Genomic DNA, 24,588 nt, shown 5'->3' with positions numbered 1-24,588 from the left:
ATGGCCTGATAATGGGCATGGATCTTCTGTCCATGCTGCTTGTCGTCCTGAAGCAGGGCGCGAATGGCGTGGCCAATATCGTCATTGCGGATGTGCTCTTCTTCGTCCTGTTCACGCGGCGCTGGATCCACCCGACCGAGCATGGGGTCTCGTCAATATCGTTGCGCGAGTCCGTGGTGGTCCTGTTTTTCAGCCTTGTCTTGTTGCCGACGGTGGTGGCCCTGTGGACGACATCGCGAGGAGCCTATGAGCGGCTGAGTGATGAGTCACAGCAGACGACTATGCGAGTGCTGAGAGAGGCGGAGGTGCGCTACAACGATCTGGTCGATCGATATTTCCAGAATATTCGCGCGCTTACTCAGGCATACCTCGACGGCGCGGACGGCGCTCAGATCAGGGAAATGGCGCGTACGCTCAATACCGGTTTCGAGCGATTCTACGTGCAGGTGAAGCCGGACCACATCGTGGATATCGCCAGTAGCACGCGCGCCGAGATTCATGATGAAAGGATTGCGGACACCTTTCAGTACAAGTTCCCTGCGATGCGACCCTTGCCTGGGACAGAAGGCGGCGCGCGGAAATTTCAATGGGTGGTACCGTTCGAGATTGGTGGTCGGCACGGCGTGACATTCACGATTGTGAGTACATCTGATATCCAGCGGATACTCGATGCCGCCACCTTCGTTCAGTCGAACTCGGCGCTCATGGTGCTCGATGCGGACGGGAAAGTTGTCGCTCTGAAGCGGAACGCAATCGAGGGACATTGGGAGCAGAGGGTTGCTGAACTTGCGTCCGCGAACCAATTGCTTTCGCCGGTTCGGGTTGGAAAGCTGATATTCGGTGTGCCCGCGATGGTCATGGAGAGCGAATCCGTCCTCGCGCTCGCGTCGGCGCCGCTTAAAGGCACGAATTGGCGCCTTGTCAGTGCTGTGTCCCTGGAAAAGGGCGTGACCTCTCTTCGGCGCCAACAGGTTTTCCTTCTTTTTCAGGCTATCGCCATCCTCAACCTCGCTGCGCTCGTAGCGGTCTCCGTGTCGAGAACGGGCCGGGAGATTTCAGGCGATTTGATCAACGCCATCGAGAAAAGCACCGAAAGCGGCGCCGTCGTGTTCCCGAAGTCGATTACGAGATTTGGCGAGACCCGCGACATGGCGGCGCGCCTCCTTTCAGTTCATCGCAAGTTCCTGCGCGAGAAAAGAGAGCTCGATCGTGAACGCTGGCGTATCGAACAGATAGCGGCCGAGCCGCCTCTGGTGATCTATGCCTATGAGGTCAACATAGATGCCGGCTACAGGGTCGCCCATTTTCAGACAAGTCCTTCCAGGCAGAAGGTGTACGGCTGGACACCGGATGAGGTGCCTAATGTGGGGTCCTGGCTCGACAGGATTCATCCCGACGATAAGGAGGCAGTTATCGCGAACCTCCTGAAAACCATCGAGAAGGATGGACGGTCCATCAGTGAATACCGTGTGAAGAAGAAGAACGGTGAATATGTCTGGGTCGTCGATTGTGCCATCGTCGGTGCGCCAGCCGAGAATGGATTCAGGGATGTCATCGGATTCTCGATGGATATTACCGAACTCAAGGTCATGAGGGAAAAACTGGTACAGGCGGCGAAGCTCTCCACGCTTGGCGAAATGGCAGCGGGGCTCGCGCATGAAATCAATCAGCCATTGCAGGCTATCACCTTCGCGGCCGCCAATCTGAAGTATGACGTGAAGAAATTGCCGGAGACGGAAATCACGCCGAAAATTCTGCAGCGCATCGAGCGAATTGAGCACCAGATCGATCGCGCGAGCGAAATCATTTCTCATGTTGGCATTTTCGGCCGTGCGACGCCGATCGCGCGGGAGCTTCTCTCTGTCAATGCGGTGATCGACGCGATTGCGGCGCTCGCGCGACCGATGTGTCTCGACGCGGCGATTTACTTTGACGTCAAACATCCAGATGAGGATGCGTTCGTGTCCGCTCAGCAGGTCATGGTCGAACAGATCATCATGAACCTCATTTCCAATGCCCGAGACGCCATTGGCGATCGCAAGAAAGCCGGCGATGAGACGCCGGGGCAAATCTCGCTGCAGGTGGGCCGTACCCCTTCAGAGGTGCTGATTTCGGTTGAGGACAATGGAACCGGCATCTCCGATGACAATATGAGGCGGCTGTTTGAACCCTTCTTCACCACCAAGGCACCGGGCTCCGGCACAGGGCTGGGGCTATCCATTTCCTTCGGAATCGCGACCGAACTTGGCGGCGCCATCAACGCCGTGAACACAGGCGGGGGGGCCCGCTTCACACTGATTATGCCGCGCGTCCAGCGCGCAACGGCATAGCCCCCCGAAGGGACGAAAAGTTCTATGTCGGTTCGGCCTCGCCGTCTACCTCTCCGAAGAGGGAGACGAGATCTCGCGGCTTGAAGGGTTTCACCAGCGCCGTCAGATGAACGGCGTCAGGTCGCGCGCCTTCGACCTCGATCGATGAGCTGCTGCCAGAGATGAGGATGAAGGAGACGCGCCCATTGGCCTTCGCCGCGAAGCGGGCAAAATCTCCGCCGCCAAGTCCGGGTAGGTTGATGTCCGTCACCACGAAGTCCGGCGACCAGTCGAGGAAGGAACTGAGCGCGCTCTCCGCCGTGGTGAGGGCCAACACTGTATGACCTGCGGATTCTATGGTGTCGCGCAGTTCCTCGAGAACTGTCTCGTCATCCTCAACCACCATCACTTTCAACGAGGACACCATAGCGCCTAGGCGGTTTTTGAAAGGCTCCGAATCCCGCCCTGGTAAAGCTCCGGAAACTTGGTCAGGCAACTCTTGTGCATTTCATCGACGATCTGGCGGCCCTTTGGCGTAAGCGTCAGATAACTGAGCCGCTTGTCGTTCGCCTCCCCCAGTCGCTCGATCAGATCGAGCTTTTCGATAGCCTTCAACCTGCGATAGCCCGTAGCAAGCGCGATGCCGAGGCCGGAGATGAGGCCGGTGACGGACACGCGCTTGTTGCGTTCGTGGCACCACGCGAGGTCGATCAACATCTGCATCTGAAGATCGTCGATGCCATAGGCCAGGGCCAGACGGGTGCGGATGACGTTGATGGCGACGAGAAACTGAACCGACTGTCCGAAATTCTCTATCGGCTCAGGCAGCGCGACCTCATCGAGCAGCGCTGGCGCCCCGCGAAGCTCCATCGCGTCCCCATCCATACCCCGCAGTTGATGGGAAAGAAAAGCTTCGAAGGCGCGCTCAACGGATGCGAAGAGCTCGCTCGGTTTGACAGGCTTCACAAGATAGTCGGCAACCGAGAGTCGAAGCGCCGTGATGATTGTTTCCGGACGAGACAGACCCGAAACCACAATGATCTTGGGCATGGGCTGTCGAATTTTGCGGCGTAGCTCCTGAATGAACATCATGCCGTTTGTGCCTGGCATGTTGATGTCGACGAGCACGACCGCAACAGGCATGCCGCTTTCGATATAATCCGCAGCGTCGCGGGCGCTCGTCATATAGCGAACCCGGAAGCCCTGTGAGAGCAGGGCATCCGCCATCTCTTTGGCAATGGCGTTGTCGTCATCGACGATCAGGACGACATGATGATCGACATCATCCGCGACTGCGTGTTTCGAGCCGTTGTGAAGTCCTAGTTCCATGTTGGACATCGCTCACTTGCTTCCGAAATTATATGCATCGCTTTTCGACGCGCCGTCTGGTGAAGATCGTGTGCACAGAGCTAATTCATTTTGCGCGACACCAAGCAGCCCAAATCGAATTCAAGTGCACCATAATTTCCGCTAGATATGAAGAGCGTTTTCGCAATTCGAAAGGATTTTGCGGAACTTATACATGATGATTTGTAAACTGAAGAGTTTACCGTATGCGAAATAGTGCCGAAAGGTGCAATATCTTGTTCGTTGTTCTGTGCGATTTGAGAATTCGTCTCGATAGTCTTCTGCTACGAATTGGAAGGAACGCGAAATGGATAGTTCATTTTTGTGTTCCGGATCCGCTAGGCCCCGTGAAAGTCATTTCGGAATATGTTCTTTGTTCTTCGATCAAAGATGATGCATCCGTCATTGGCTGCACACATACGTCAACCTAAATTCGATTTGAGCAAATGTGAGACAAAGTGATTGCAGGAGTGCGTTTTTGAGGCATTCGCGCCGAGCGGGACGCTTATGTATCAAGGATGCGGGCAATGTGATGGCGTAGACATATAAGCAGGCTCATCACATTTTCATTTTGCGCAGCTGGCATTCCTTCGGGGCCCTCGCTCATGACCTGATTGTAAGTTGCAGAGAGCTTTCAAATAGCCTGGCGTACCGTTTGCCCAAACAGGCGCCAGGTTGAACGTGACAGCCGGCCATTCGGCCCCCGCCCTTGTCGGCTGTCACGTTCGTCTCTGACGCGCGCGGGCGGCGCGGCGCAGAAACAAGTTCAATCACTCACACATCTCAGCAAAATACCGGCATCGCGGGCCCGCGATGCCGGTATTTTTGATGAAAATTTGGGAATTGCCGGGTGTAAGTGTGCGCTAACGGGCATTCACGGCCTGGGGCGTTTCCGCAGGACCTACCTCTCGCGGCCGATCAGATGCTTGTATCGGCGGTAAAACGTCGTGCGGCCAATGCCCATCATGCGCGCGGCGAGGCTCACGTTTTCATTGCTTTGCTCAAGCGCGAGCGCCGCATATTCGGCATCGATCTCGTCGAGCGTTCGCACCGGCAGTTTCGCGTCGATGGTCGGCGGCGAGGCGACATCGGCAAAACGTCGATAGAACGTCGATCTTCCTATGCCAAGGGCCTTCGCGGCCAGACTGACGTTGCCGCCATTCTTGGCTAGGGCGGAGGCGACATATTCGGCTTTGATCTCGTCGAGGGGGCGGAGATGTCTTGCAGCGTTCATGGCGTTGTAATGTCTTTGCGAGAGGTGCAAGCGGTCCCTTACGTGGACCTTATGCTTAACGGCATGTTTGCAGGCAAAGGCCAAAACAAAAACGGAGAGCTGTTCCATTCCGACTGAAGCAGTTTTCACACTGCACATATCGGCACGTCACATCGCAACGGGATTTAGAAAGACATAAAATGCAGGCATCTCCAGCTTCGCGGTGGAGCGGGCGCCGCCGCTACACGTAGAACTCGCATGTACGCTTGTATCGGCTTCGCTTCGATGCGCTATAAGAGCGGCAGCAATTCCGGAGGCGAGCCCATGTCCCAATCCCTTTATGCGTTGATTGAAGCCTCCTTTCCCACCGATAGCGGAAGGCTGGCAATCGAAGTTCCCGACCGGAGCGTCGGGCGGTCGAGCTGGACCTTTGCGGAGCTCGGCGTCGATGTTGCGCGTACGGCGAGCCTTCTCGCGGGGCTTGGTCTGAAGAAGGGTGACCGCGTCGCTGTGCAGGCGGAAAAGTCGCCCGAGGCATTGCTCCTTTATCTCGCCTGTCTGCGCGGTGGCTATGTGTTCTTGCCTATGAACACGGCTTATCGGTTGGATGAGGTCGACTATCTCGTCGGCAATGCAGAGCCGTCGCTGATCGTTTGCGATCCCGCGCGGGAGGAGGAGACGCGCGCGATTGCGGAGCGCTACGGGACGGTGCATGTATTGACGCTCGACGCTGAGGGGCAGGGGAGCTTTGCCGAGGATATCGCAAAGCCGCGAGATGTCGTGCCGGCGGCAGCTTGCGAGTCCGCCGACCTCGCGGCGATCCTCTACACCTCCGGCACGACCGGAAAGCCCAAGGGCGCGATGTTGAGCCACGGCAATCTGGCGTCAAATGGTCTTGCGCTGCGCGAAGCGTGGCGCTTTACGAGAGACGATGTTCTGCTCCACGCGCTGCCGATCTTCCATGCGCATGGCCTCTTTGTCGCGTGCCACTGCGCGCTTCTGTCGGGCGCCCGCATGATCTGGCTCGGCAAGTTCGATCGTGCGGAAGTGCTACGGCATTTGCCGCGCGCGAGCGTCTTCATGGGCGTCCCGACCTTTTATGTGCGGCTTCTGGACGGTGCGGATTTCAACGCGCAAGTCGTTGCGCATATGCGGCTTTTCACCAGCGGTTCTGCACCTCTCCTTGCGGAGACTTTCGATGAGTTCAAGACGCGGACCGGGATGGCCATTCTCGAACGCTATGGCATGACCGAAACCGGCATGAACACATCAAATCCCTATGATGGCGAGCGACGCGCCGGCACGGTCGGCTTTCCGCTGCCGGGCGTCGATGTGCGCGTCGTGAGCGATGAGGGGCGAGAGCTGCCGCGGGGCGAGGTCGGCGGACTCCAGGTGCGCGGCCCCAATGTGTTTGGTGGTTACTGGCGCATGCCGGAAAAGACGGCCGAGGAGTTTGCCGAGGGCGGCTGGTTCAAGACAGGCGACGTCGCGAAGATCGATGAAGATGGATATGTGCATCTCGTCGGTCGAGCGAAGGATCTCATCATCTCCGGCGGCTACAACGTCTATCCCAAAGAGATCGAAACGCTGATCGACGAAATGCCGGAGGTCGATGAATCTGCCGTCGTCGGTGTCGCGCATCGCGATTTTGGCGAGGCGGGTGTTGCCGTGATCGTTCTGCGCAAGGGCAGAATGCTCGATGAGGCGACGCTCATCGCGCGGCTCAAGGATGCGATCGCGAATTACAAGGTTCCCAAGCGCGCCTACTTCGTCGAGACCCTGCCGCGCAACACCATGGGCAAGGTTCAGAAGAATCTGCTGCGCGAGACCTATCGCGACGCTTGCCGCTAGGAGCCGCCCGCGGGGGCGATATCGGCCTGTCGCTTCCGCTGCGTGGGTTCCTTGGTGCGTCGCCGCCGGTCGGGTCCGACGAAATCTTCGCTCCGCACCAGCGGACGCGGATTGCGGATAGCCGAGGAAATGCGAGTCATCAGCTGCGATGCCGAGAAAGGCTTCGACAAGACTTCCGTGACGCCCGCATCGCGCGCCGCGATGATGGCGCCTTGATGCGGCACTTCGGTCAGGTAGATGATCGGCAATTCATTGGGGAGTTGGGCCGCGGCGGTGCGAATTGTCCGCACCAGTGAGAGTCCGTCGCGCGGCGGTTTCAACTCGTCGATGACGGCGACATTGACCCTTTGGTTCGCGAGAATGAAGAGGGCGTCCTCCGAGTCTCGCGCGGCGTGGATCCTGCCGACCCCGAAGGATTTCAGAATGCCGCAGACAACACCGACCAGATGCGGCGAATCCTCAAGGACGAGGACCGCGAGGTCGGCATAGGCGGCGGTGTCTGGCTTGCCCAAGGGCAGATGAGGTGTTTTGCGCGTGGTCATGGGCCTTGAACCGATCTTCGAATTCCTCCCCTACAATGCCCCGCAAAGCCTTAGCGATCCGTTAGGAACGAGCTCACGATTTGGGCTCGTCATCTGCTGTGTAACGGGCCTTTATCAACTGGGCCTCGGTGAGCCTGCTCAGACCGTGAACCGTCTTTTCCCAGTGAAACGGCCTCAGAATGAACTGGAAGAGTGCCTTATAGGCGCCGGCGGAGATCAGCAGCCAATAGGCGGGCATCATCAGCGTTTCGAGCACGAGGGGTTTCAATCCGCGTGTCGCCGTCGCTGCCATGCCTGCGAGCATCGTGGTGCCGAAGCCTGAGACGAGCACAGCCACGTTGAAAGCCGTGACCGGAAGATTCTCCAGAAGATCGTGAACCTGATGCCCGGATGCGGCGGAAAGGAGTGCGGCGACATAGAAGAGCGGGTGGACGAGGCTCGAGAGCGAGAAGCCGCCAATGACGAGCTGGAACCCGATGAAGCCCCGGAGGCCAAGCGCGCGATAGAGCGCGAGAGGTCTGCGCATGCGCACGAAATAGGTCTGTATCCACCCTTTGATCCAGCGCGAGCGCTGCCGGAGCCAGTTGTTCAGCTCGCAATTGGCCTCCTCCTCTGTCGTCGAGCGGATGATGCCCGTTCTGAGGCCGAGCAGCGCGAAGCGCATGCCGAGATCCGCGTCCTCGGTGACGTTATAGGGGTCCCAGGCACCAGCTTCCTTCAGCAGGGTCGTCCTGAAATGTGTGGATGTTCCGCCGAGCGGCACGGGCATGCCGAGCTTGGCGAGCGTCGGCAGGAGGAGATCGAAGAAGGAGGAATATTCGATGGCGAACTGGCGCGTCAGCCAGTTCTCGGACCAGTTGTAGTAGTTGAGTTGCGCCTGTACGCAGGCGAGCTTCGGATCGCCAAGCCGGAAGGCCGCTACCGCACGCTTGAGCTGGTCGGGCGCGGGAATGTCTTCGGCGTCATAGACGACCACGAACTCTCCGCGCGCGAAAGGCAGCGCATAGTTGCAGGCTTTCGGCTTGGTAAGCGGAAGGCTGTGGGGAACGCGGATGAGATCGAAATTGCCGGGGAGTTGAAGCCGCATTGCGGTCTCATAGGTTGCGGCATCGCTCTCTTCGAAAACCAGTTTGATGTCGAGGCGCGATGCCGGGTAGTCGATTTTTCTCAGGGCATCGACGAGGATCGGCAGGACGGTGCCTTCACGGAAGAGAGGCACGATGACGGTGTAGTCCGGCAGATCGGCTTCCGCGATCTCGCCGCCTTTTTCGTAAGCGAGTTCCTCCGGCGTCGGCCCGGCGATTATGCCGATGAAGATCGAGATGAAACGCAATCCAGCGACGGCGAGGAAGCAGAAACCGAGGATCATATTGAGCAGGAGGAGTGTGACTGTGGGCGCTATCGCGCAAGCGAGGGCGAAAAAAAAGGCGCAGGCGCAGACGAGCTTCAGCTGCCCGAGGCTCACGCGCCGGCTCGCCGAACTTTCGGGCGCGTTGGTCATGAGTTCGAAACGCGCCCGGTCGTTCAGCTTTTCGCGGAAGAGTTCGCGCAGCGCATGGTCGATGTCGCGGTCCGTCGCGATGTGAATGAGGCATGGCCGCCCCTCGAAAGCTTCGATCGCGGGCCGGGCGCGCTCCGGGTCGACGGCGACGTAGACCGGCTCGCGGCGAATCCAGCGCCAGGGCATGCAGCGGCCCGCAATGTAGAAATCGAGCGCCTCGGTATTGGCGAGCGTCGGATCGGCGGGCTCTGCCGCAAGGTCGATGAAGCGCAGGCCCTTCTGCGTCGCGAGGAGCCGTGCGACATCGGCGCTTTTCGCCTTGCCGAGGCTCACCATGATTTCGCCGAGCCGGGAGCCCCAGCGTCTCTGCAGCCCGAGCAGGCTCTGAATGCTTTCCCGTCCGATCAGGCCAGCTTCAATCGCCAGTTCCCCGATGAGTGGCCTGTGGTCGGCCCGGCCGAGACTCGTCTCTTCTGCAACGCCCGCCAAGCGGGCTGCACCCTCCGCCAATCCCGAAGTGTAATCGTCGCGGTTGTCCATGGGCCCCCACCCGCTCGAACCCCACGCGGGTGGATGCTCAAGACAATCTGAACTGGAGACAAAATGGTAAATTTATAATTTCATCATAGAAATAGATCGAAGCATCTAGAAGGGTGGGCACGGCCCTTGCTCCCGTTCGGTTGGGCATGCTGGAGCGTCCCTGATTGGCACCGCGCGGGCGGCAGCCCGTCCCGCTCCAGCACGTATTCGTGGGTCGACGGGGTTCCATGCGCGCGGTGTTCTTCATCAATCTGATTGCGATTGTTACCCTGGCTGGTGCGCTTGGCCGGATGTACGAGGGCGCCCCCTTGCCCTGGACGACACATGATCTGGTCGTCATGCCCCCGGCCGAGACTTCAGCGCTTGCCACTCCGCAGGTGCAAGCGGAGGTGCCGGCCTCGCCCGCGCCGGACGCGCGCGGCTCCCTACGCATCCTCACCGAGGGCGATTATCCGCCCTTCAACTATCGAGGGCCGGATGGACGCCTGACGGGCTTCGATATCGAACTTGCCCGAGCCCTTTGCGAGCGCATGAAGCGCGATTGCCGCTTCGAGACCCATGGCTGGGCGAGCCTTGTTTCGCTTCTTCAGCGCGGCCAGGGCGACGCCGTGGTGGCGTCGATGCTTATCCCTTCACCGGCGCGTGAAGCGCTGTCCAGGGGCGAAGGGATTATTTTCACGCAGCGTTATTATTCGACGCCCGGGCATTTTGCGGCGCGAAAGAGTGGCGTGTCCGTGGCCGCAAGCGCGGCGAGCCTCGCTGGCAAACGGATTGCCGTCCAGTCGGGATCGATCCATGAAGCTTTTCTCAAACAGCATTTTCCGGGCGTCGTCATTATCGGCGCCGCATCGCTCGATGAGGCTGAAAAAGCGCTGACAGAGGCGCGTGTGGATATGCTCTTCGCCGATCGCAATGCTCTGCTGCGATGGTTGAAGGACGGCCATGAGGCATCCTGCTGTCAGATGGTGGGTGTCGATTATTCCAATCCGGAGTTTTTCGGAGCGGGCGTGGGTATTGCGCTGCGAGCATCCGACAAGGGCTTGCGCGACGAGTTCGACATCGCGTTACGCGCCCTGCTTGACGACGGTACTTACGCCGCCATCAGCCGCCGCTATTTCGGCCAGAACATACGATAGGGTTCAATTCTTTTCCGCAGGCGCCATCAGGTCGCGCGGCCTGCCGAAGAAGACAGTGCGGCCCTTGCCTTCCTTCACCTCCTTCCAGTCATCGACATCGAATTCGAAGACGATGAAGCCGCCAGTGGGCACGCCATTCGCGACCTTGAGCGCAACCTCTTCCTCCGGGTCTTCGGCAAGGGCCATGGCAAGGAGGACGAGGCCCGGATTATGCGCGACGACAAGCAATGTCTGCGCGTCGGCCGGCGCGTGATGAATTTCGTTGAGCATCACGTCGGGCATGGCGTGGTAGAGCTCGTCGCGAAAAATCACCGGTAAATCGGCGGGAAGACGCTTGCGCAGCGGCACAAAGGTTTCCCTCGCGCGCTTCGCCGTCGAGCAGAGCACTGCGTCGGGCTTGTAGTCGGAGGCGGCAATGTAATCCGCCATGAATGTCGCGGATTTGATACCCCGCGCATTCAGCGCGCGTTCGAAGTCGTCCTTCGCGGGATCGCTCCAGTCCGATTTCGCGTGCCGCATCAGGCAAAGTCGTTTCATCAAGCATTCTCCTGGCGCTGTCCGTCTGACGCCGTGTCCGGGCGGGCTCCGTCGAGGAAGGGTAGGGCGAGACTCCAGAAAAGTCTCGTGGGCTCCGCGCCTTTATAGGCGTCGAGCCCGATCCGCAAATTTTCCGCGCCGCCCTGCGGGCTCTCGCGATAGGTGCCAAAGGCCCGATCCCAGAGTGACAGGTTGAAGCCGAAATTCATGTCATGCTCATCCCTGCGGACCGAATGATGGATGCGATGCATGTCCGGCGTCACGATGACGCTGCGTAAGCTGCGTTCGATGCGGGGGGGAAGCTTGACGTTCGAATGATTGAACATGGCCATGGCATTGAGCGCCACTTCGAAGATGAGCACTGCCACGGGCGGAACGCCGAGTGCGGCGACCGCGGCCATCTTGATGCCCATGCTTGCGAGTATCTCAAGCGGGTGGAAGCGCACCGCCGTGGTGACGTCGATTTCCGGATCCGCATGATGAACCCTGTGCATACGCCAGAAGAGCGGCACGTAATGGAAGGCCGCATGCTGGGCATAGATCAGCAGATCAAGGGCGAGAAGCGAGAGGGGCAGGGAGAGGGCGACCGGCGCATCGAATTGGTTGAAGAGCCCGATCTCCTTCACCTCACACCATAGGGCGACGCCCATGGCGGCGGCAGGCAGGGCAAATCTGACGAGAACTGCGCCTGCGACACTCAGCCCCAGATTGGTCCGCCACCGCGCAAGGCGCGGCAGAACGGAAGGGCGCCAGGGCGTGGCAAGCTCCCATGTGGCGAGGAGCGCCAGCAGCCCGCCAAAGAAGGCGAGCCGGACGGCGAGCTCATGGGTCAGGAGAAAGCTTTGCATCATGGCCTCGGCACCCGACGCAGGCCTGGAACTGGCTTGTGGGAGGCAGGTGAGCGGCGACTATAGAGCGGCTTTCCATCCGGGAAAATGCCCTCGCAAAGCCGGGAGCGCGAGCTCCGCAAAGGCCTACGCCTCGCGGTTCGTCTCGGCTACAATTGTCATAAAGGCCCATGCAAATGGGAAAGCAGCGGCGGGGAAACATGATGATGGCGAAGCATTATCTGGGCTGCCTCATGGCGCTGCCCATGCTCGGGCTTGTGCCTGCGCTGGCGGAGCCGGTGGGCGACGAAACCTTCGAAGGCTCGCTGACCTGTGCCGCGCCGGCGGGCAACACCGATGCCGCCCCCATTTCCTGCCAGGCGCAAATCAATCCAGGCCTGCCCGAGATCGGCCTGTCTCTCGTTTTCCGCGGTAATGCGACGAATGGCGAGCGCGTACTGGACAGTATCGAACTTCGCCGTAGCGGCGAGGCCGAACCCTTCCAGGTTCTGAAGGGTATCGCATTGCATGTCCCGAAGGACGCGGAGAATGGTGGCGTCGGGATGATCGACCTCAATTTCGATGGCTTCTTCGATCTGCGTGTCCAGCGATCATCGTCCGAAGGCAAGGGCCTCTATCGGAACTGGGTCTGGTCGAAAGAGGGCGGCAACTTCGTCGCAAGCCCCGAACTCGACGCGATCGCTTCGCCGGAATTCAATGCCGAAGATCAGGAGATCGTGAGCCGCTGGCAACGTGGTGCGAACGAGCGGACTACGGATATTTATTCCTTTGACGGATCAATGCCGCTGCTCGTTCACCGCGAGGTCGATCGGCTATCCGACGGCGGCGCGTGCCAGCGCAGCTTCTACGACCGGATCGACGAAGAACAGAAGAAAACGGGCACGGGATCTTGCGATAAAGAGTAAGCGTCGCTGACCCTTTTTCCGCCGAAAACTTTCCCCGAATGTAGGCAACAGATTGTTTCCAGACAAGGTCTGGAACTATCGCGCGACTGTTTCGATATACCTCCACATGCGACGCGCGTTGATGCGCGGCATATAACAAATGGAGGTTGGAAATGAACACTCGGGCAATTGCACTTCTCGGTTCTTTGGCCCTTACGGCAGTGGGGGCTTCATCGGCTTTCGCCGCCGGGACGGTGGCTGCAAGTCCGTCCGTCGTGGCATCGTTTCAGGACAATGCGGAAAGGCAGTTCGGCACCTATCATGGCGGCAAGATTGCCGTGAGCTGGTTCCCTGCCGACGAGCGGGACCTTGCAACGCAGCTCGACCAGAACCACGACGGCTATCTCGACTTGAATGAATACAAGGCCGGCAAGATTTCCGGCTGAGTGCGATACAGTGTGAAGTCCGAAGGCGCCGACGACGCCTTCGATTTCACGCGGTCGCGTGACGGGCGCGGGCGCCGCGTTCGATGGCCGCCGCGATCAGCTTCTCGATGCCGAGCGTGTCGCGCAGAAGCTGAAGCAGGCGCAATTCTTCCTGACCCACCGAGAGATCTGCAGAAGCAATTTCCACGGCAACCGCATAGGCCGTTTCGCGCAGGTGCGGCGGCAGCGCGTCCTTGACGAGGCCGAACACCGCATCGAGCCCTCCATCCTCCTGGAGGATCGAGGCACATTCCCGCGCAACGGGGATAAGGCGTTCCGTATCGAAATGCCGGAAGATGGGGAGATGTTTCACGATGCCGCCGATCGTGCGCAATTCATTGTCGCTCATGGCGCTGTCCACGGCGCTCATGGTGACCATGACATAGATAAGGGCTGTTTCCGGGGCGATCGTCGACATTCTTGCCGTCCTTGTTTGAAAGCGCGAGGAGATTAGGGACTGGGGCGCTCTGCGGCAAGCTTATCCCTTCAGAAATTCCCGCGTTCCCGCGACCGCCTCGGCAAGGCCGACGCGCTCCACGGTCACATCCGGCGGAAAGGCAGAGGTAAGCCGCGTGGGTAGACGGGAATCCAGCATGATGAAAACGCCCTTGTCCCGTGCGGAGCGGATCAGACGCCCGAATGCCTGTTTCAGCCTAAGCCGTGTCAGCATGTCGTCATAGCGCGGGCCGCCGAAACGTTCACGGCGGGCCTTGTGCAGAATGTCCGGACGCGGCCAGGGTACGCGGTCGAAGACGATCATGCGCAGCGAATCGCCCGGCACGTCCACGCCGTCGCGCACAGCGTCGGTGCCGAGCAAGCAGGCGTGGCGCTCGGCACGGAAGATGTCGACCAGTGTGCTGGTGTCGAGCGCGTCCACATGCTGCGAATAAAGTGAGAGTCCCGCTTCCTCGAGTGGCGCCATGAGCCGCTCATGCACGGCCCGAAGCCGATGAATGGCAGTGAAGAGCCCCAATGCGCCGCCGCCCGCCGCGAGGAAGAGTTCGCGATAGGCGGATGCAATCTGGTTCAAGTCGGTCCGGCTCACATCGCGCACGACGAAGATGCGCGCTTGCGCCGCATAGTTGAACGGCGAGGCCATGAAGGCGCGCCGCGCGGGCACGGCCAGATGCGTGACACCGGTGCGGACTTCCGCCGACGCCCAGCCTTCGTCCGCATCCGCGTCGTCGATCAACCGGTCGCGCAGCGTGGCCGACGCGATGACGATGCCATGCGCCGGTTCGAGCACGGCTTCGGCAAAGGGGATCGTCGGATCGCGCCAATGGCGGTGCATACCGACATCGGCCTCGCGCCCGCCGATGCGATCAATCGAGAACCAGTCGACGAAATCCTCCGGCGTCGGACGGCCGAGGCCGCCGAGCATCGAGCGCCATGAGGGGATGAGAAGCTTCGCGCGCCGTTCGAGGCCGCGCGCGGCTGCATCCATGCGAATGCGCATCGATGTGTCGAGATCTTCCGCCTCCGCGTCGAGCCGTATGCGCAGCCGTTCCGCGATACGGAAGAGCGGCGCGGCAAGACGTTCCAGTGCGACGTCGAGCGCGCGGGCGGTCTCTTCGATGGGCTTTGACAGCGGTTCGATTTCCGCTTCGAGCGAGAAGGGGCCGTCGCTGTCTTCCGCCCGCGCATGGACATGATTGCGCAACAGCGCGAGGAATTCTTCCGCCGCGCCGCGTGGCGCACCGTCATTGAGGCGGCTCGCCCATCCGGGCGCCGGAAGCGCGGATGCCGCATTGATCGCGGCGGATAGCGCTTCCTCGGCGGTCTCGTCGCCCGTGGTCAGATCGCCGATGCGGTCTTCGAGACCGCGTCCGCGGCGTCCGCGCTGTCCTTCCGCGCCCCGAATCCAGCGTCGCAGTTCTGCTGTTTCCGAAGCGGAGAGATGCGCGGAAAAGGCGCTGTCGGCCGCGTCGAAGATGTGATGTCCCTCGTCGAAGACGAAACGCGAGCGGGCCTCGCGGCCCGTTGGCTCCTCATCCTCGGCATTGCCTGCGGCCTCTACATTCGTGGCGACGTTGCGCGGCGCTTGCGGCATCAGCAATGCGCCGGCCTGTTCGAGCGCTGCCTGCCGCATGACGAGCGCGTGGTTCGCCACCACGATGTCGGCGCGCCGCGCCTTGCGGATTGCCTTTTCGATGAAGCACTTCTTGAAATGTGGGCAAGCTGTATAGACGCATTCGCCGCGCCTGTCGGTGAGCACGGAGCGCCCTCCGCCACCGCCGAGCTTCTGCGCGAGCCACGCGGGAAAATCGCCACCCACCATGTCGCCATCGCGGCTTGCCTTCGCCCATCGCGAAACGAGGCCGATGGCGACCGCGTTGCCGGACAGGGCCGCGCGGTCGGCGGTTTCGGCGAAGTTCAGAAGACAGAGATAGTTTTCGCGGCCCTTGCGGATGACTGTCTTTTCATTCTTCTCGGCCGGGTCGGGATAAAGCCGCGATAATTCCTGATCGAGTTGGCGCTGCAAATTCTTGGTGTAGGTGGAAAGCCAGACCGTGCCCTTGTTGCGCTGGGCCCAGAGGCTAGCGGGTGCGATATAGCCGAGCGTCTTGCCGATGCCGGTGCCAGCCTCCGCGATGACGATATTGGGGGCGCCCGCCGCCTCGCGCGGCCCAAAGGCGCGGGCGGTCGCGGCTGCGAAATCGGATTGGCCGGAGCGCTTTTCGGCATTCGTGCCGACGAGTTCGGCAAGCCGCTCCCGCGCTTCGTCTTCCGTCACCGGCATTTGGCCAGGCGCGCCACGGGGCGCGCGGTCTTCCCATTCGGGCAGGTCGTTCCAGACATCGAAACCGCGGCCGACACGGGGCTTCCCTTCCCGCGTGACGACATCGCCAAGCGCCGACATGACGCCGGGCGCCCAGGCCCAGCCGGCCTCAGCCATGCGCCACGCGACCCGCGCGGTGCCCGAGCGGTCGGGGTAATTGCGCGATTGCAGGGTAGAGAGCAGCCGCGCCGCTGCCTCGTGAAGCATCAGTGCCTGGGCCTCCGGCGTCTCGGTCGTATTAAGGCGGAGCGCACGGGCGAGCCCGCCGGGTGTGGGCAGGCAGGGGGCAGCCGGGTGTACGAAGGCGAAGAGTTCGAGGAGATCGAGCACCTTCGGACCCGGCTCGCTGAAGCCGCGCTTGTTCGCAAGACCGACCGCTATGCGCCGCGCGGTGAAACCGGGGTGGACGACGAGCACCGTGTCGCGGGCGAGCCGCTCCAGCGCCTTTTCAGCGGAGAGTTCCTCAACCTCGCCATCGGCGGTGACGGCAAGCGCACCCCAGCGCGATCCGGCGCCCGCGCCGATCCGCGCCGGAACGAGCGCGGCGGCATCGGGCAGGACGGGAGCCGCCTGTGAGCGGAAATCCGCCGAATCGTCCGAAGGAGTAAGGGCCATGGCGGGGCAGTATAGCCAGCCCCGCGTAAAAGACAGGCCTCAGCTTCCGAGCCGGGGAAAGGCCTGTGCGAGGGCCTGCCGGGTCGCAGCAATCTTCCGTTGCAGGCGCTGGCCGTCGGGCATCGTGCCTTCCGGCCGGCCTGCGTCGAGGGCGCGCGCCATTTCCTGCGCAAGACCGGCGATGGCCGGGAGCCCGCTTTCGCCCGCTTCCCTCCTGATCGCAAGGACATGTGCGGCGAGCGCGTCGGCGTCCCTGCTGCTCCGCGCCGCTTCCACCTCGCGCTGGAGGTCGAGAATGCGGTCCAGCGCGCTCACCATGCGATCGGTGGCTCCCTCGAGACCAAGCTCCCGCTCGAGCTCATAAAGATAATCGTGGTCGATGAGCCGTTCGCGCGGATATGCCGGAAAAGCGCTGGCCTGCGGACCGGCCACGGTCGGAAGGCTCGAACCTGACCGGATGGGCAGGAGGAACCAGAAGGTGCTGCCCTGGCCCGCAGCGCTGTCGACGCCGATTTGCCCCCCCATGAGCCTGACAAGGCGGTCGGCTATGGCGAGGCCAAGTCCGATGCCAAGCGGCCGGTCATGCCCGACGGAGGAACCTTGGGAAAAGCTGTCGAAGATGCGCGCCTTTACCTCAGACGTAAGTCCAAGGCCTGTATCCAGCACGGAAAAGCGTAAGCCCGCGACGTCTCCGCGATGCCCCACGGGCTGAAGCCTGAGGACCACGCCGCCCGTTTCGGTGAATTTGATGGCATTGGAGAGCAGATTGACGAGAACCTGCCTCAGCCGGTCCGGGTCGGCCGTCATACAGGCGGGCGTATCGGGCGCGAGATCGAGTTCGAGCGAGAGCCCGCGCTCCTTCGCATACGGCCGCATCAGGCGCACGACGCTGCGGGCGAGCGTCGTCGGATCGAAGCTCAGGGGCTTCAGTTCCAGTGTGCGGGCCTCCATCTGCGAGAAGTCGATCATGTCGTCGAAGAGACGGCTGAGCATCCGGCTCGATTCCGCCATGGCCTGTGCGAGGTTGGCCTGCGCCTCGCTTAGGGGTTCGTCGCCGAGCTGGTTCGACATGCGCGAGATACCGTCGAGGGGCGCGCGCACCTCATGGCCGAGGATGGCGAGGAATTCGCCCTTGGCGCGATTGGCGGCGATGGCGCGGCGCTCGGCCTCCTCCGCGTCGGCGCGCTTCTGCTCGGTCGCGGCGTGGGCCCGCGCCATCCGTTCGACCAGATCGGCATTCTCGAAGCGCAGTCGGATTGCCTCGCTGAAGGAGCGGTTGACCTGCCGTGTCCAGCCGACGAGCACCAGCAGGAACATGCAGGCCAGCGTTACTGTCGCGAGACCGAGCGGATTTCCCGAGAGGAGAAGGAGCATAAGTGTCGGCGTCACGGTTGCGCCGACATAGGCCGCGACCGCCGGGGGATAGGTGGCCCGCGAGATTGCTGTCGCCATGCAGAGAAGCGCGAGGAGGAGCGCGTAGAAGATATGGTGCGGGAAGGACGAGCCGGGCAACCAGAGGAGACTGCCGACACCCCATGTCGAGCCGCTGACAAGGGTGACGATCGCATAGCGCCGCGCCCAGAGTCGGGCATTCAGGATCGCTTCAGGATCGGCGCGGAAGGCAGCGCGCACACGGTCGAAGGAAACCTGTGCGACGAACTGGATCAGCAGCGGGACCGCGGTCGCCCAGATCGGCGCCGTGGCATAGAAGGCGAGCCCCACCACCAGAACGGCGCCGAAGATCGTGTAGCGGCTCGTCTCGCCCATATCGAGGAGAAGCCGCACCTGCTCGGCAAAAATGCGTGTAGGGAGGTCTGCCCGCCGCCGTGCCGGCCCCTTCTGTGCGAGGCTCTCCGCGCCACCGCTCTGGGATTCGCTATCGGCGGATTGGAACTCGGACATCACACTGGCTTCGGTTACTCTGTCGACCACTCACGGGGTGCTGCTTCTTGCGCCGCGTTGACGGGCAGGGCCCCCAAAGCTTAGGGTCCCGGCGCTTTAAAATTCATTAAGCAGTCTCGTTTCAGGTCAGAAAATGCCGTCGAATACACCAGTCATTAACGATGCCGAACTCCTCGAAGCCGCCCGCGTCAGCAAGGCCTGGCCTTTCGAGGAAGCGCGAAAAATCGTGGAAAGGCTGGAAAAAGAGGGTGCGGCGGCTGATCGCGTGGTGCTCTTCGAGACCGGATACGGCCCAAGCGGACTGCCGCATATCGGCACTTTCGGCGAGGTCGCGCGCACGACCATGGTGCGCCACGCTTTCGAAACGCTGGCGCCGGGCGTGAAAACACGCCTCCTTTGCTTCTCGGACGACATGGACGGGTTGCGCAAGGTGCCGACCAATGTGCCGAACCAGGAGATGCTGGCGAATTACATCAACATGCCGCTGACCAAGGTGCCGGATCCCTTCGGGACGCATCCGAGCTTCGGCGAGCACAACAACGCCCGGCTGCGCGCCTTCCTCGATTCCTACGGTTTCCAGTATGAGTTCGCCTCGTCGACCGATTATTACAAGTCGGGCCGGTTCGACGCGACGCTGCTGAAGGTGCTGGAGAAGTTCGACGCCATCATGGACATCATGCTGCCGTCGCTGCGCGAGGAGCGCGCTTCGACCTACAGTCCGATCCTTCCTGTCAGCCCGCGGACCGGCCATGTGCTGCTGGTGCCGCTCGTCTCGCGCAATGTCGAGAAGGGCACTGTCTCCTATGAGGAGCCCGATACGGGCGAGATCGTCGAGGTTCCTGTGACGGGCGGTCATTGCAAGCTGCAATGGAAGGCCGACTGGGCCATGCGCTGGGCTGCGCTCAAGGTCGATTACGAGATGGCGGGCAAGGACCTCATCGACAGCGTCAAGCTCGCCTCGCGCATCTGCCGCACACTCGGCGTCAATCCGCCGGAGGGCTTCAACTACGAGCTTTTCCTCGATCAGGAGGGCAAGAAGATTTCGAAGTCGAAGGGCAACGGCCTTTCGATCGAGGATTGGCTGCGCTATGCGAGCCCGGAAAGCCTGCAGCTTTTCATGTATCAGGCGCCGCGTACCGGCAAGCGGCTCTATTTCGACGTCATCCCGAAGAATGTCGATGAGTATCTCTCCTTCCTGACGGCTTACCCGAAGCAGGCCGTGAAGGAACGCCTCGGCAATCCGGCATGGCATATCCATGCGGGGAATCCGCCAACGGAAGAATTGCCAATCAGCTTCTCGTTGCTTCTCAATCTTGCGAGCGCCAGCCATTCCGAAGACAAGGATGTGCTCTGGGGCTTCATCCGCAGCTATGCGCCGGACGCGACGCCGGAGCGCTTCCCCCGTCTCGACCACATGGTCGGCTACGCGATCAACTATTTCCATGACTTCGTGAAGCCGTCCAAGGTCTATCGTGCGCCGTCGGAAATCGAGAAAATCGCGCTTGCCGATCTTGCCGAAGCGCTGGAAAGAGCCGAGCCGCAGACGAGCGCCGAAGAGTTGCAGAACATCGTCTATGAGATCGGCAAGACGCATGGCTTCGAAAACCTGCGCGACTGGTTCAGGGCGCTCTACGAAATTCTGCTTGGCGAGGCGCAAGGCCCACGCTTCGGCTCCTTCATCGCTCTTTACGGCGTGAAGGAAACGGTGAGTCTCATCCGCCGGGCGCTTGCGGGCGAAGATCTGTCCAGGGGCTGAACGGACCGGTCCTCGCGGCGTACGCGCGTAGGTGTCGGCACGCGGGGCCTGCATGCGGTCCTGCTTGCCACGCCCTTCGTCTCGAAGGATCATCGCGCGATGTATTGCCCGCGTCTTTGCCTTCCGCTGATGCTCCTGTTGCTCGCTGCGTCGCCGGCGTTTGCGGCGGTGCCGCTCGACGCGGCCCGCGAGGCCTTCGCGCAAGGCGATTTCCGCCGGGCGGCGACGCTCGCCCATGAGGCGGGCACGGCTGAGGGGGAGACGCTGGCTGCGCGCTCGGAACTCGCCGAGGGCGATTTTGTCGAGCATGGCGAGGCGAGCCACGAGGATTTCCGGCGGGCGGCGAAGAGCGCGCGCGCTGCCCTCCAGCTCGATCCCGACAATGTGGAAGGCCATCTCTACCTTGCGCTGGCGCTGGGTTTTCTCGGCCGTATCGAGGGAAGCGTCGCGGCCCATTTTGCGGGTTACGCGGAAGAGGCGCGCCAGCATATCGACAGGGCGCTTGAACTCGCGCCGACAGACCCATGGGCAAACGCGCTGCTGGGCGGCTGGAACCTCGAAATCGTCAATGATGGCGGCGTCCTTGCGGAGACAATCTACGGTGCCTCCCGTGAAAAGGGCATCGCCGCCTACAATTACGCACTCGCGCTTGCCCCTGGTAACGCGGCGATCGCATATCAATATGCCTTGCAGCTTGTGGCCATGGGTGGCGCGTGGCCGCGCGCAGAGGCATATCAGGTGCTGAAGAGCTCCTTGCAGGCTGAGCCGGTGGATGCCTTCCAGCGCTTCGCGTGGCGCAGGGCCGAGCGGATGATGCTTGCGCTGGAGGCGCATGATGACGGCGCGCTTCGGGCCATCATGAAGGACCAGTTGGCGGTCCCGGACGTACTCGCGACATCGGGAAAGTCGTCGCGCTGAGCGTTACGGACTCGCCCGGATGATGCGGGCGAGCCAGACGATCTTTTCCACTGCGAGCGCATATGGCTCGTGCGGCGGGTCTGGCGACTGCAACCCGACGGTCTTTGCTGTACGCCGCGCCAGTTCGTCGATTCCGGCCCGGAACCGACTGTGCGAGGAGGCGGCTGGGGCGGGGCGCTATCAAATCCCGAACCGAGCGGTAATGGGTATAATTAACCTGAATTATGAAATGGAAGCCCGCGCTGTCCTGCCATACAAAATGTCGGCTTTTCTTGTTCCCTACGGCACCCCTCGTTACATTGCGCGCGCGAAGACAAAGGCTGGCGGACGGGGACATGAGCGCGCGCGCGATTTACAAAATAGTGCATCAGGCGGAGTGGCGCGCTGCCGAGGCGTCGGGCCGCTTTGCGGGCTCGCCCGTCGATCTGAAAGACGGTTTCATTCATTTCTCGACTGCCGCACAGGCGCCGGAAACGGCAGCAAAGCATTTCGCTGGCGCGAGCGATTTGCTGCTCGTCGCCGTCGATGCCGCCGCGCTCGACCTCAAATGGGAGGTCTCGCGTGGCGGGGCCCTCTTCCCCCACCTTTATGGCGACCTCCCGCTCAGTGCCGTGCGGAGCGTCGACCCGCTGCCGCTTTGCGCGAGTGGCGAGCATCGCTTTCCGCCGATGGACTAAACCTCATGGACCTCTTTCCGCTTGTGCGCCCGGCACTCCGCTTCATCGAGCCTGAGCGTGCCCATCGGCTCACCATTCTCGGCTTGAAGCTCGGGCTCGCGCCGCGGGACGTTGCGCCCAATCCGTCTTCGCTCGGCATCGATCTTTGGGGCCTTCACTTTCCCAATCCGCTGGGTATTGCGGCTGGCTTCGACAAGAACGGCGAAGTGCCGGATGCCATGCTGAAGCTCGGCCTCGGCTTTGCGGAAGTCGGCACCGTGACGCCGCGCCCTCAGCCGGGCAATCCACGCCCGCGCATCTTCCGCCTGACGGAAGAACGCGCCGTCATCAATCGTCTTGGGTTCAACAATGAAGGCCATGCGGCGCTGAAGCGTCGTCTCATCGCGCGGCGTGCGCGGTCCGGCATTGTTGGCGTCAATATCGGCGCGAACAAGGATGCCGCCGACCGTATTGCCGATTACGAGGCCGGCATCGCGGCCTTCGAGGGGTTGGCAAGTTATTTCACCGTCAATATCTCCTCGCCCAACACGCCGGGGCTCCGCGCGCTACAGAACAAGGCGGAACTTGAAACGCTCGTCGCACGCGTGATGAAGGCGCGGCAGGGCCGCACGCCAATTCTGCTCAAGATCGCGCCGGACCTCACCGATGAAGAACTCGCCGACATCGCCGAGGTGGCGCGTGATCAGAGTCTCGACGGTCTCATCGTTTCGAACACCACAATCCGCCGCGAGGGTCTCGTCTCCGGGCCGCTGGCGAACGAGACGGGCGGTCTCTCTGGCCAGCCGCTCTTCGCGCTGTCGACGGAAGTGCTGCGAACCATGTATCGCCTGACTGGCGGAAAGATTCCGATCGTTGGCGTTGGTGGCGTGGCGAGCGGCGCCGATGCTTATGCGAAGATTCGCGCGGGTGCATCCCTCGTTCAGCTTTACACTGCGCTCACCTTTGATGGGCCCACACTCGTCAGCCGTATCAAGCGCGAGCTTGCGCTGTTGCTCGCTGCGGATGGCATCGAACATTTGCGCGATGCGGTCGGCCTCGACGCTCAATAGGAAACGCCCATGTCGAAAGTCATCATCTGGCACAATCCGCGTTGCAGCAAATCGCGCGCGACGCTCTCGCTGATCGAGCAGCACGGGCTCGACCCCGAGATTGTTGACTATCTGAAGACGCCGCCTTCAGCCGACGAGATCAAATCCGTGCTGAAGAAGCTGCGCATGAAGCCGCGCGATCTGATGCGCAAGGGCGAGCAGGTCTACACGGATCTCGGCCTCGACAATGAGAAGCTTTCCGACGATCAGCTCGTGGCGGCGATGGCCGAAAACCCGATCCTGATCGAACGCCCCGTCGTAATCTTCGGCGCGCGCGCGAAGCTAGGCCGTCCGCCGGAAGATGTGCTTGATCTCTTCACTGGCCTTTGAGGGCCGTTGACTTCGCGACCGAGGTGTATAGGCCGAGCAGCGTCGCCGCTCGCGCGAGATAGAAGATGATGAGTGCCGCCCAGAGGCCGTGATTTCCGTAAGGTGCTGCGAGCAGCCACCAGGCGGCGAGGAAGATGCCAAGCGAAAGCGCCATGGCATTGCGCATTTCGACCGATCGCGTCGCGCCGATGAAAATGCCATCGAGCAGGAAGCACCAGACCGCTGCGAAGGGCGCCGCCGCTGCCCAAGGCAGGTAGGTTCGCGCCGCCTCGCGCACAGGCTCAGATGTGGTCAGTGCATCAATGAGGAGCGGGCCTGCCGCGAGCAATCCCAGCGAAAGCGCGAGCGCTGCGCCGCCTGCCCAGAGGGACGTGAGTTTCACTGTCCGGTCGAATGCAGCGCGGTCGCGCGCGCCGACCGACTGGCCGACCAGCGCTTCGGCCGCAAAGCCGAAGGCGTCGAGCAGGAAGGCCGAGACTGCGATGAATTGCCCGAGCACCGCGTTCGCCGCCAGCAGAACATCGCCAGAGCGCGCGCCTTGCGCCGTGAAAAACGCGAAAGCGAAAATGAGGCAGAAGGTGCGAATCATGATGTCGCGGTTGACCGCAATCATGCGGCCGAGCTTTTCACGGTCGAGGAGCCGCGGCCATTCCCAATGCCATCCGACTGATTTTAGATCGCGGGCGGAAAGCGAGAGACCGAGCGCGCAGGCGGCAATTTCGGCGATCACCGTGCCCGTCGCGACGCCCTTCACGGCCCAGCCGAACACCGCGACGAAGGTGACATTGAGGGCGATGTTGATACCATTCATGAAGACTTGCAGCAGCAGCGCTGTGCTTGCCTTCTGCCGCCCGATGAACCAGCCGAGGATCGCGAAGTTCGCAAGCGTGAAGGGCGCGCTCCAGATGCGGATGGCGAAGAAGTCGTGCGCCATGGCCTGAACTTCAGAGCTCCCCTTCAGAAGCGCGAAGGCCGCAAGTCCGATCGGCCATTGTAGCAGGATCAGTGAAAGTCCTATTGCGGCGGCGATCAGGAGTGCGCGACCGAGATTGGCGCTGACCTCATGCGCATTTTTTGCGCCGAGCGCCTGGGCGGTGAGGCCGGTCGTCCCCATGCGTAGAAAGCCGAAACCCCAATAGACGAAATTGAAGATGGTGCCGCCAAGCGCGATGGCACCGAGCGCGGCGGGATTTGGAATGCGGCCTATGACCGCCATGTCGGCAATGCCGAGAAGGGGCGTCGAGATATTGGAGAGAACGATCGGCCCCGCCAGCCGCAGAACGCGTCCGTGGGTCACGCGCTGCGGCGGCGGGGAGTCATCCGTCGTCAT

General features: G+C 61.7%; 21 protein-coding genes. 10 read left to right on the top strand and 11 right to left on the bottom strand.

Annotated elements, in window-relative coordinates; translation table 11 throughout:
- Positions 1-17: 17 nt before the first annotated feature.
- Complete coding sequence (locus tag F2P47_RS05890) at positions 18-2,330, top strand: ATP-binding protein (RefSeq protein WP_185680970.1); 2,313 nt, start codon at positions 18-20, stop codon at positions 2,328-2,330.
- Between the two features lie 22 nt (positions 2,331-2,352).
- On the opposite strand, the gene F2P47_RS05885 is transcribed toward F2P47_RS05890, so the two are convergent.
- The 3 genes from F2P47_RS05885 to F2P47_RS17650 form a co-directional block, all read right to left on the bottom strand.
- The gene (locus tag F2P47_RS05885) at positions 2,353-2,715 is read right to left on the bottom strand and encodes a response regulator (protein WP_246176768.1); all 363 of its coding nucleotides are present in this window, start codon (positions 2,713-2,715) and stop codon (positions 2,353-2,355) included.
- A 26-nt stretch (positions 2,716-2,741) separates the two neighbouring features.
- Positions 2,742-3,647, bottom strand: a complete 906-nt coding sequence (locus F2P47_RS05880; RefSeq protein ID WP_152215241.1) for a response regulator — start codon at positions 3,645-3,647, stop codon at positions 2,742-2,744.
- Positions 3,648-4,557: 910 nt separating this feature from the next.
- Positions 4,558-4,890, bottom strand: a complete 333-nt coding sequence (locus F2P47_RS17650) for a helix-turn-helix domain-containing protein (RefSeq protein ID WP_204886518.1) — start codon at positions 4,888-4,890, stop codon at positions 4,558-4,560.
- 303 nt (positions 4,891-5,193) lie between these two features.
- Here F2P47_RS17650 and F2P47_RS05870 point away from each other — a divergent pair, with 303 nt between their 5' ends.
- Positions 5,194-6,720 carry a malonate--CoA ligase gene (locus F2P47_RS05870; RefSeq protein ID WP_152215239.1) on the top strand — a complete coding sequence of 509 codons (1,527 nt, stop codon included), beginning with the start codon at positions 5,194-5,196 and terminating at the stop codon, positions 6,718-6,720.
- On the opposite strand, the gene F2P47_RS05865 is transcribed toward F2P47_RS05870, so the two are convergent.
- A complete protein-coding gene (locus F2P47_RS05865; protein ID WP_152215238.1) occupies positions 6,717-7,262 on the bottom strand; it encodes a response regulator transcription factor in 546 nt (181 codons plus the stop codon). The genes F2P47_RS05870 and F2P47_RS05865 overlap by 4 nt on opposite strands.
- A 73-nt stretch (positions 7,263-7,335) precedes the next feature.
- On the bottom strand, positions 7,336-9,303 hold the full coding sequence (locus F2P47_RS05860; protein WP_152215237.1) for a glycosyltransferase: 1,968 nt from the start codon (positions 9,301-9,303) through the stop codon (positions 7,336-7,338).
- Positions 9,304-9,530: 227 nt separating this feature from the next.
- On the opposite strand from F2P47_RS05860, the gene F2P47_RS05855 reads away from it, so the two are divergent.
- Entirely contained in the window at positions 9,531-10,439 is a 909-nt protein-coding gene (locus F2P47_RS05855; protein WP_152215236.1) for a transporter substrate-binding domain-containing protein, read from the top strand.
- A gap of 3 nt (positions 10,440-10,442) precedes the next feature.
- Here F2P47_RS05855 and F2P47_RS05850 read toward each other — a convergent pair whose 3' ends face one another.
- The gene (locus F2P47_RS05850; RefSeq protein ID WP_152215235.1) at positions 10,443-10,976 is read right to left on the bottom strand and encodes a SixA phosphatase family protein; all 534 of its coding nucleotides are present in this window, start codon (positions 10,974-10,976) and stop codon (positions 10,443-10,445) included.
- A complete protein-coding gene (locus tag F2P47_RS05845) occupies positions 10,976-11,824 on the bottom strand; it encodes a sterol desaturase family protein (protein ID WP_152215367.1) in 849 nt (282 codons plus the stop codon). Before F2P47_RS05845 ends, F2P47_RS05850 begins: the two co-directional genes overlap by 1 nt.
- A 200-nt stretch (positions 11,825-12,024) precedes the next feature.
- Here F2P47_RS05845 and F2P47_RS05840 point away from each other — a divergent pair, with 200 nt between their 5' ends.
- Positions 12,025-12,729 carry an XAC2610-related protein gene (locus tag F2P47_RS05840; protein WP_152215234.1) on the top strand — a complete coding sequence of 235 codons (705 nt, stop codon included), beginning with the start codon at positions 12,025-12,027 and terminating at the stop codon, positions 12,727-12,729.
- Positions 12,730-12,881: 152 nt separating this feature from the next.
- Positions 12,882-13,154 (top strand): hypothetical protein, encoded by a 273-nt coding sequence (locus F2P47_RS05835; protein WP_152215233.1) that lies wholly within the window; start codon positions 12,882-12,884, stop codon positions 13,152-13,154.
- Between the two features lie 46 nt (positions 13,155-13,200).
- On the opposite strand, the gene F2P47_RS05830 is transcribed toward F2P47_RS05835, so the two are convergent.
- The 3 genes from F2P47_RS05830 to F2P47_RS05820 are packed head-to-tail and all read right to left on the bottom strand — an operon-like array spanning position 13,201 to position 18,489.
- Positions 13,201-13,611 carry a tellurite resistance TerB family protein gene (locus F2P47_RS05830; protein WP_152215232.1) on the bottom strand — a complete coding sequence of 137 codons (411 nt, stop codon included), beginning with the start codon at positions 13,609-13,611 and terminating at the stop codon, positions 13,201-13,203.
- Positions 13,612-13,671: 60 nt separating this feature from the next.
- Positions 13,672-16,587 (bottom strand): ATP-dependent DNA helicase, encoded by a 2,916-nt coding sequence (locus F2P47_RS05825; protein ID WP_152215231.1) that lies wholly within the window; start codon positions 16,585-16,587, stop codon positions 13,672-13,674.
- Between the two features lie 39 nt (positions 16,588-16,626).
- Positions 16,627-18,489, bottom strand: coding sequence for a sensor histidine kinase (locus F2P47_RS05820; protein ID WP_152215230.1), 1,863 nt, complete (start codon positions 18,487-18,489; stop codon positions 16,627-16,629).
- A gap of 133 nt (positions 18,490-18,622) precedes the next feature.
- On the opposite strand from F2P47_RS05820, the gene F2P47_RS05815 reads away from it, so the two are divergent.
- From F2P47_RS05815 to arsC, 5 genes are all read left to right on the top strand, one after another.
- Positions 18,623-20,245 carry a lysine--tRNA ligase gene (locus tag F2P47_RS05815; protein WP_152215229.1) on the top strand — a complete coding sequence of 541 codons (1,623 nt, stop codon included), beginning with the start codon at positions 18,623-18,625 and terminating at the stop codon, positions 20,243-20,245.
- Between the two features lie 138 nt (positions 20,246-20,383).
- Positions 20,384-21,163 carry a hypothetical protein gene (locus F2P47_RS05810; protein WP_152215228.1) on the top strand — a complete coding sequence of 260 codons (780 nt, stop codon included), beginning with the start codon at positions 20,384-20,386 and terminating at the stop codon, positions 21,161-21,163.
- A 335-nt stretch (positions 21,164-21,498) separates the two neighbouring features.
- Positions 21,499-21,840, top strand: a complete 342-nt coding sequence (locus tag F2P47_RS05805; RefSeq protein ID WP_152215227.1) for a DUF952 domain-containing protein — start codon at positions 21,499-21,501, stop codon at positions 21,838-21,840.
- 5 nt (positions 21,841-21,845) lie between these two features.
- Positions 21,846-22,889, top strand: a complete 1,044-nt coding sequence (locus tag F2P47_RS05800; protein ID WP_152215226.1) for a quinone-dependent dihydroorotate dehydrogenase — start codon at positions 21,846-21,848, stop codon at positions 22,887-22,889.
- Positions 22,890-22,898: 9 nt separating this feature from the next.
- Positions 22,899-23,258, top strand: coding sequence for an arsenate reductase (glutaredoxin) (gene arsC / locus F2P47_RS05795; protein WP_152215225.1), 360 nt, complete (start codon positions 22,899-22,901; stop codon positions 23,256-23,258).
- Here arsC and F2P47_RS05790 read toward each other — a convergent pair.
- A complete protein-coding gene (locus F2P47_RS05790) occupies positions 23,245-24,588 on the bottom strand; it encodes an MATE family efflux transporter (RefSeq protein ID WP_152215224.1) in 1,344 nt (447 codons plus the stop codon). The two genes, arsC and F2P47_RS05790, sit on opposite strands and share 14 nt — an antisense overlap.

Origin of the sequence: Parvibaculum sedimenti (assembly GCF_009184905.1) — a bacterium.
Lineage (GTDB): Bacteria > Pseudomonadota > Alphaproteobacteria > Parvibaculales > Parvibaculaceae > Parvibaculum > Parvibaculum sedimenti.
Note: the sequence above shows the minus strand (reverse complement) of the source record. Positions and strands in the feature narration are given on the sequence as shown.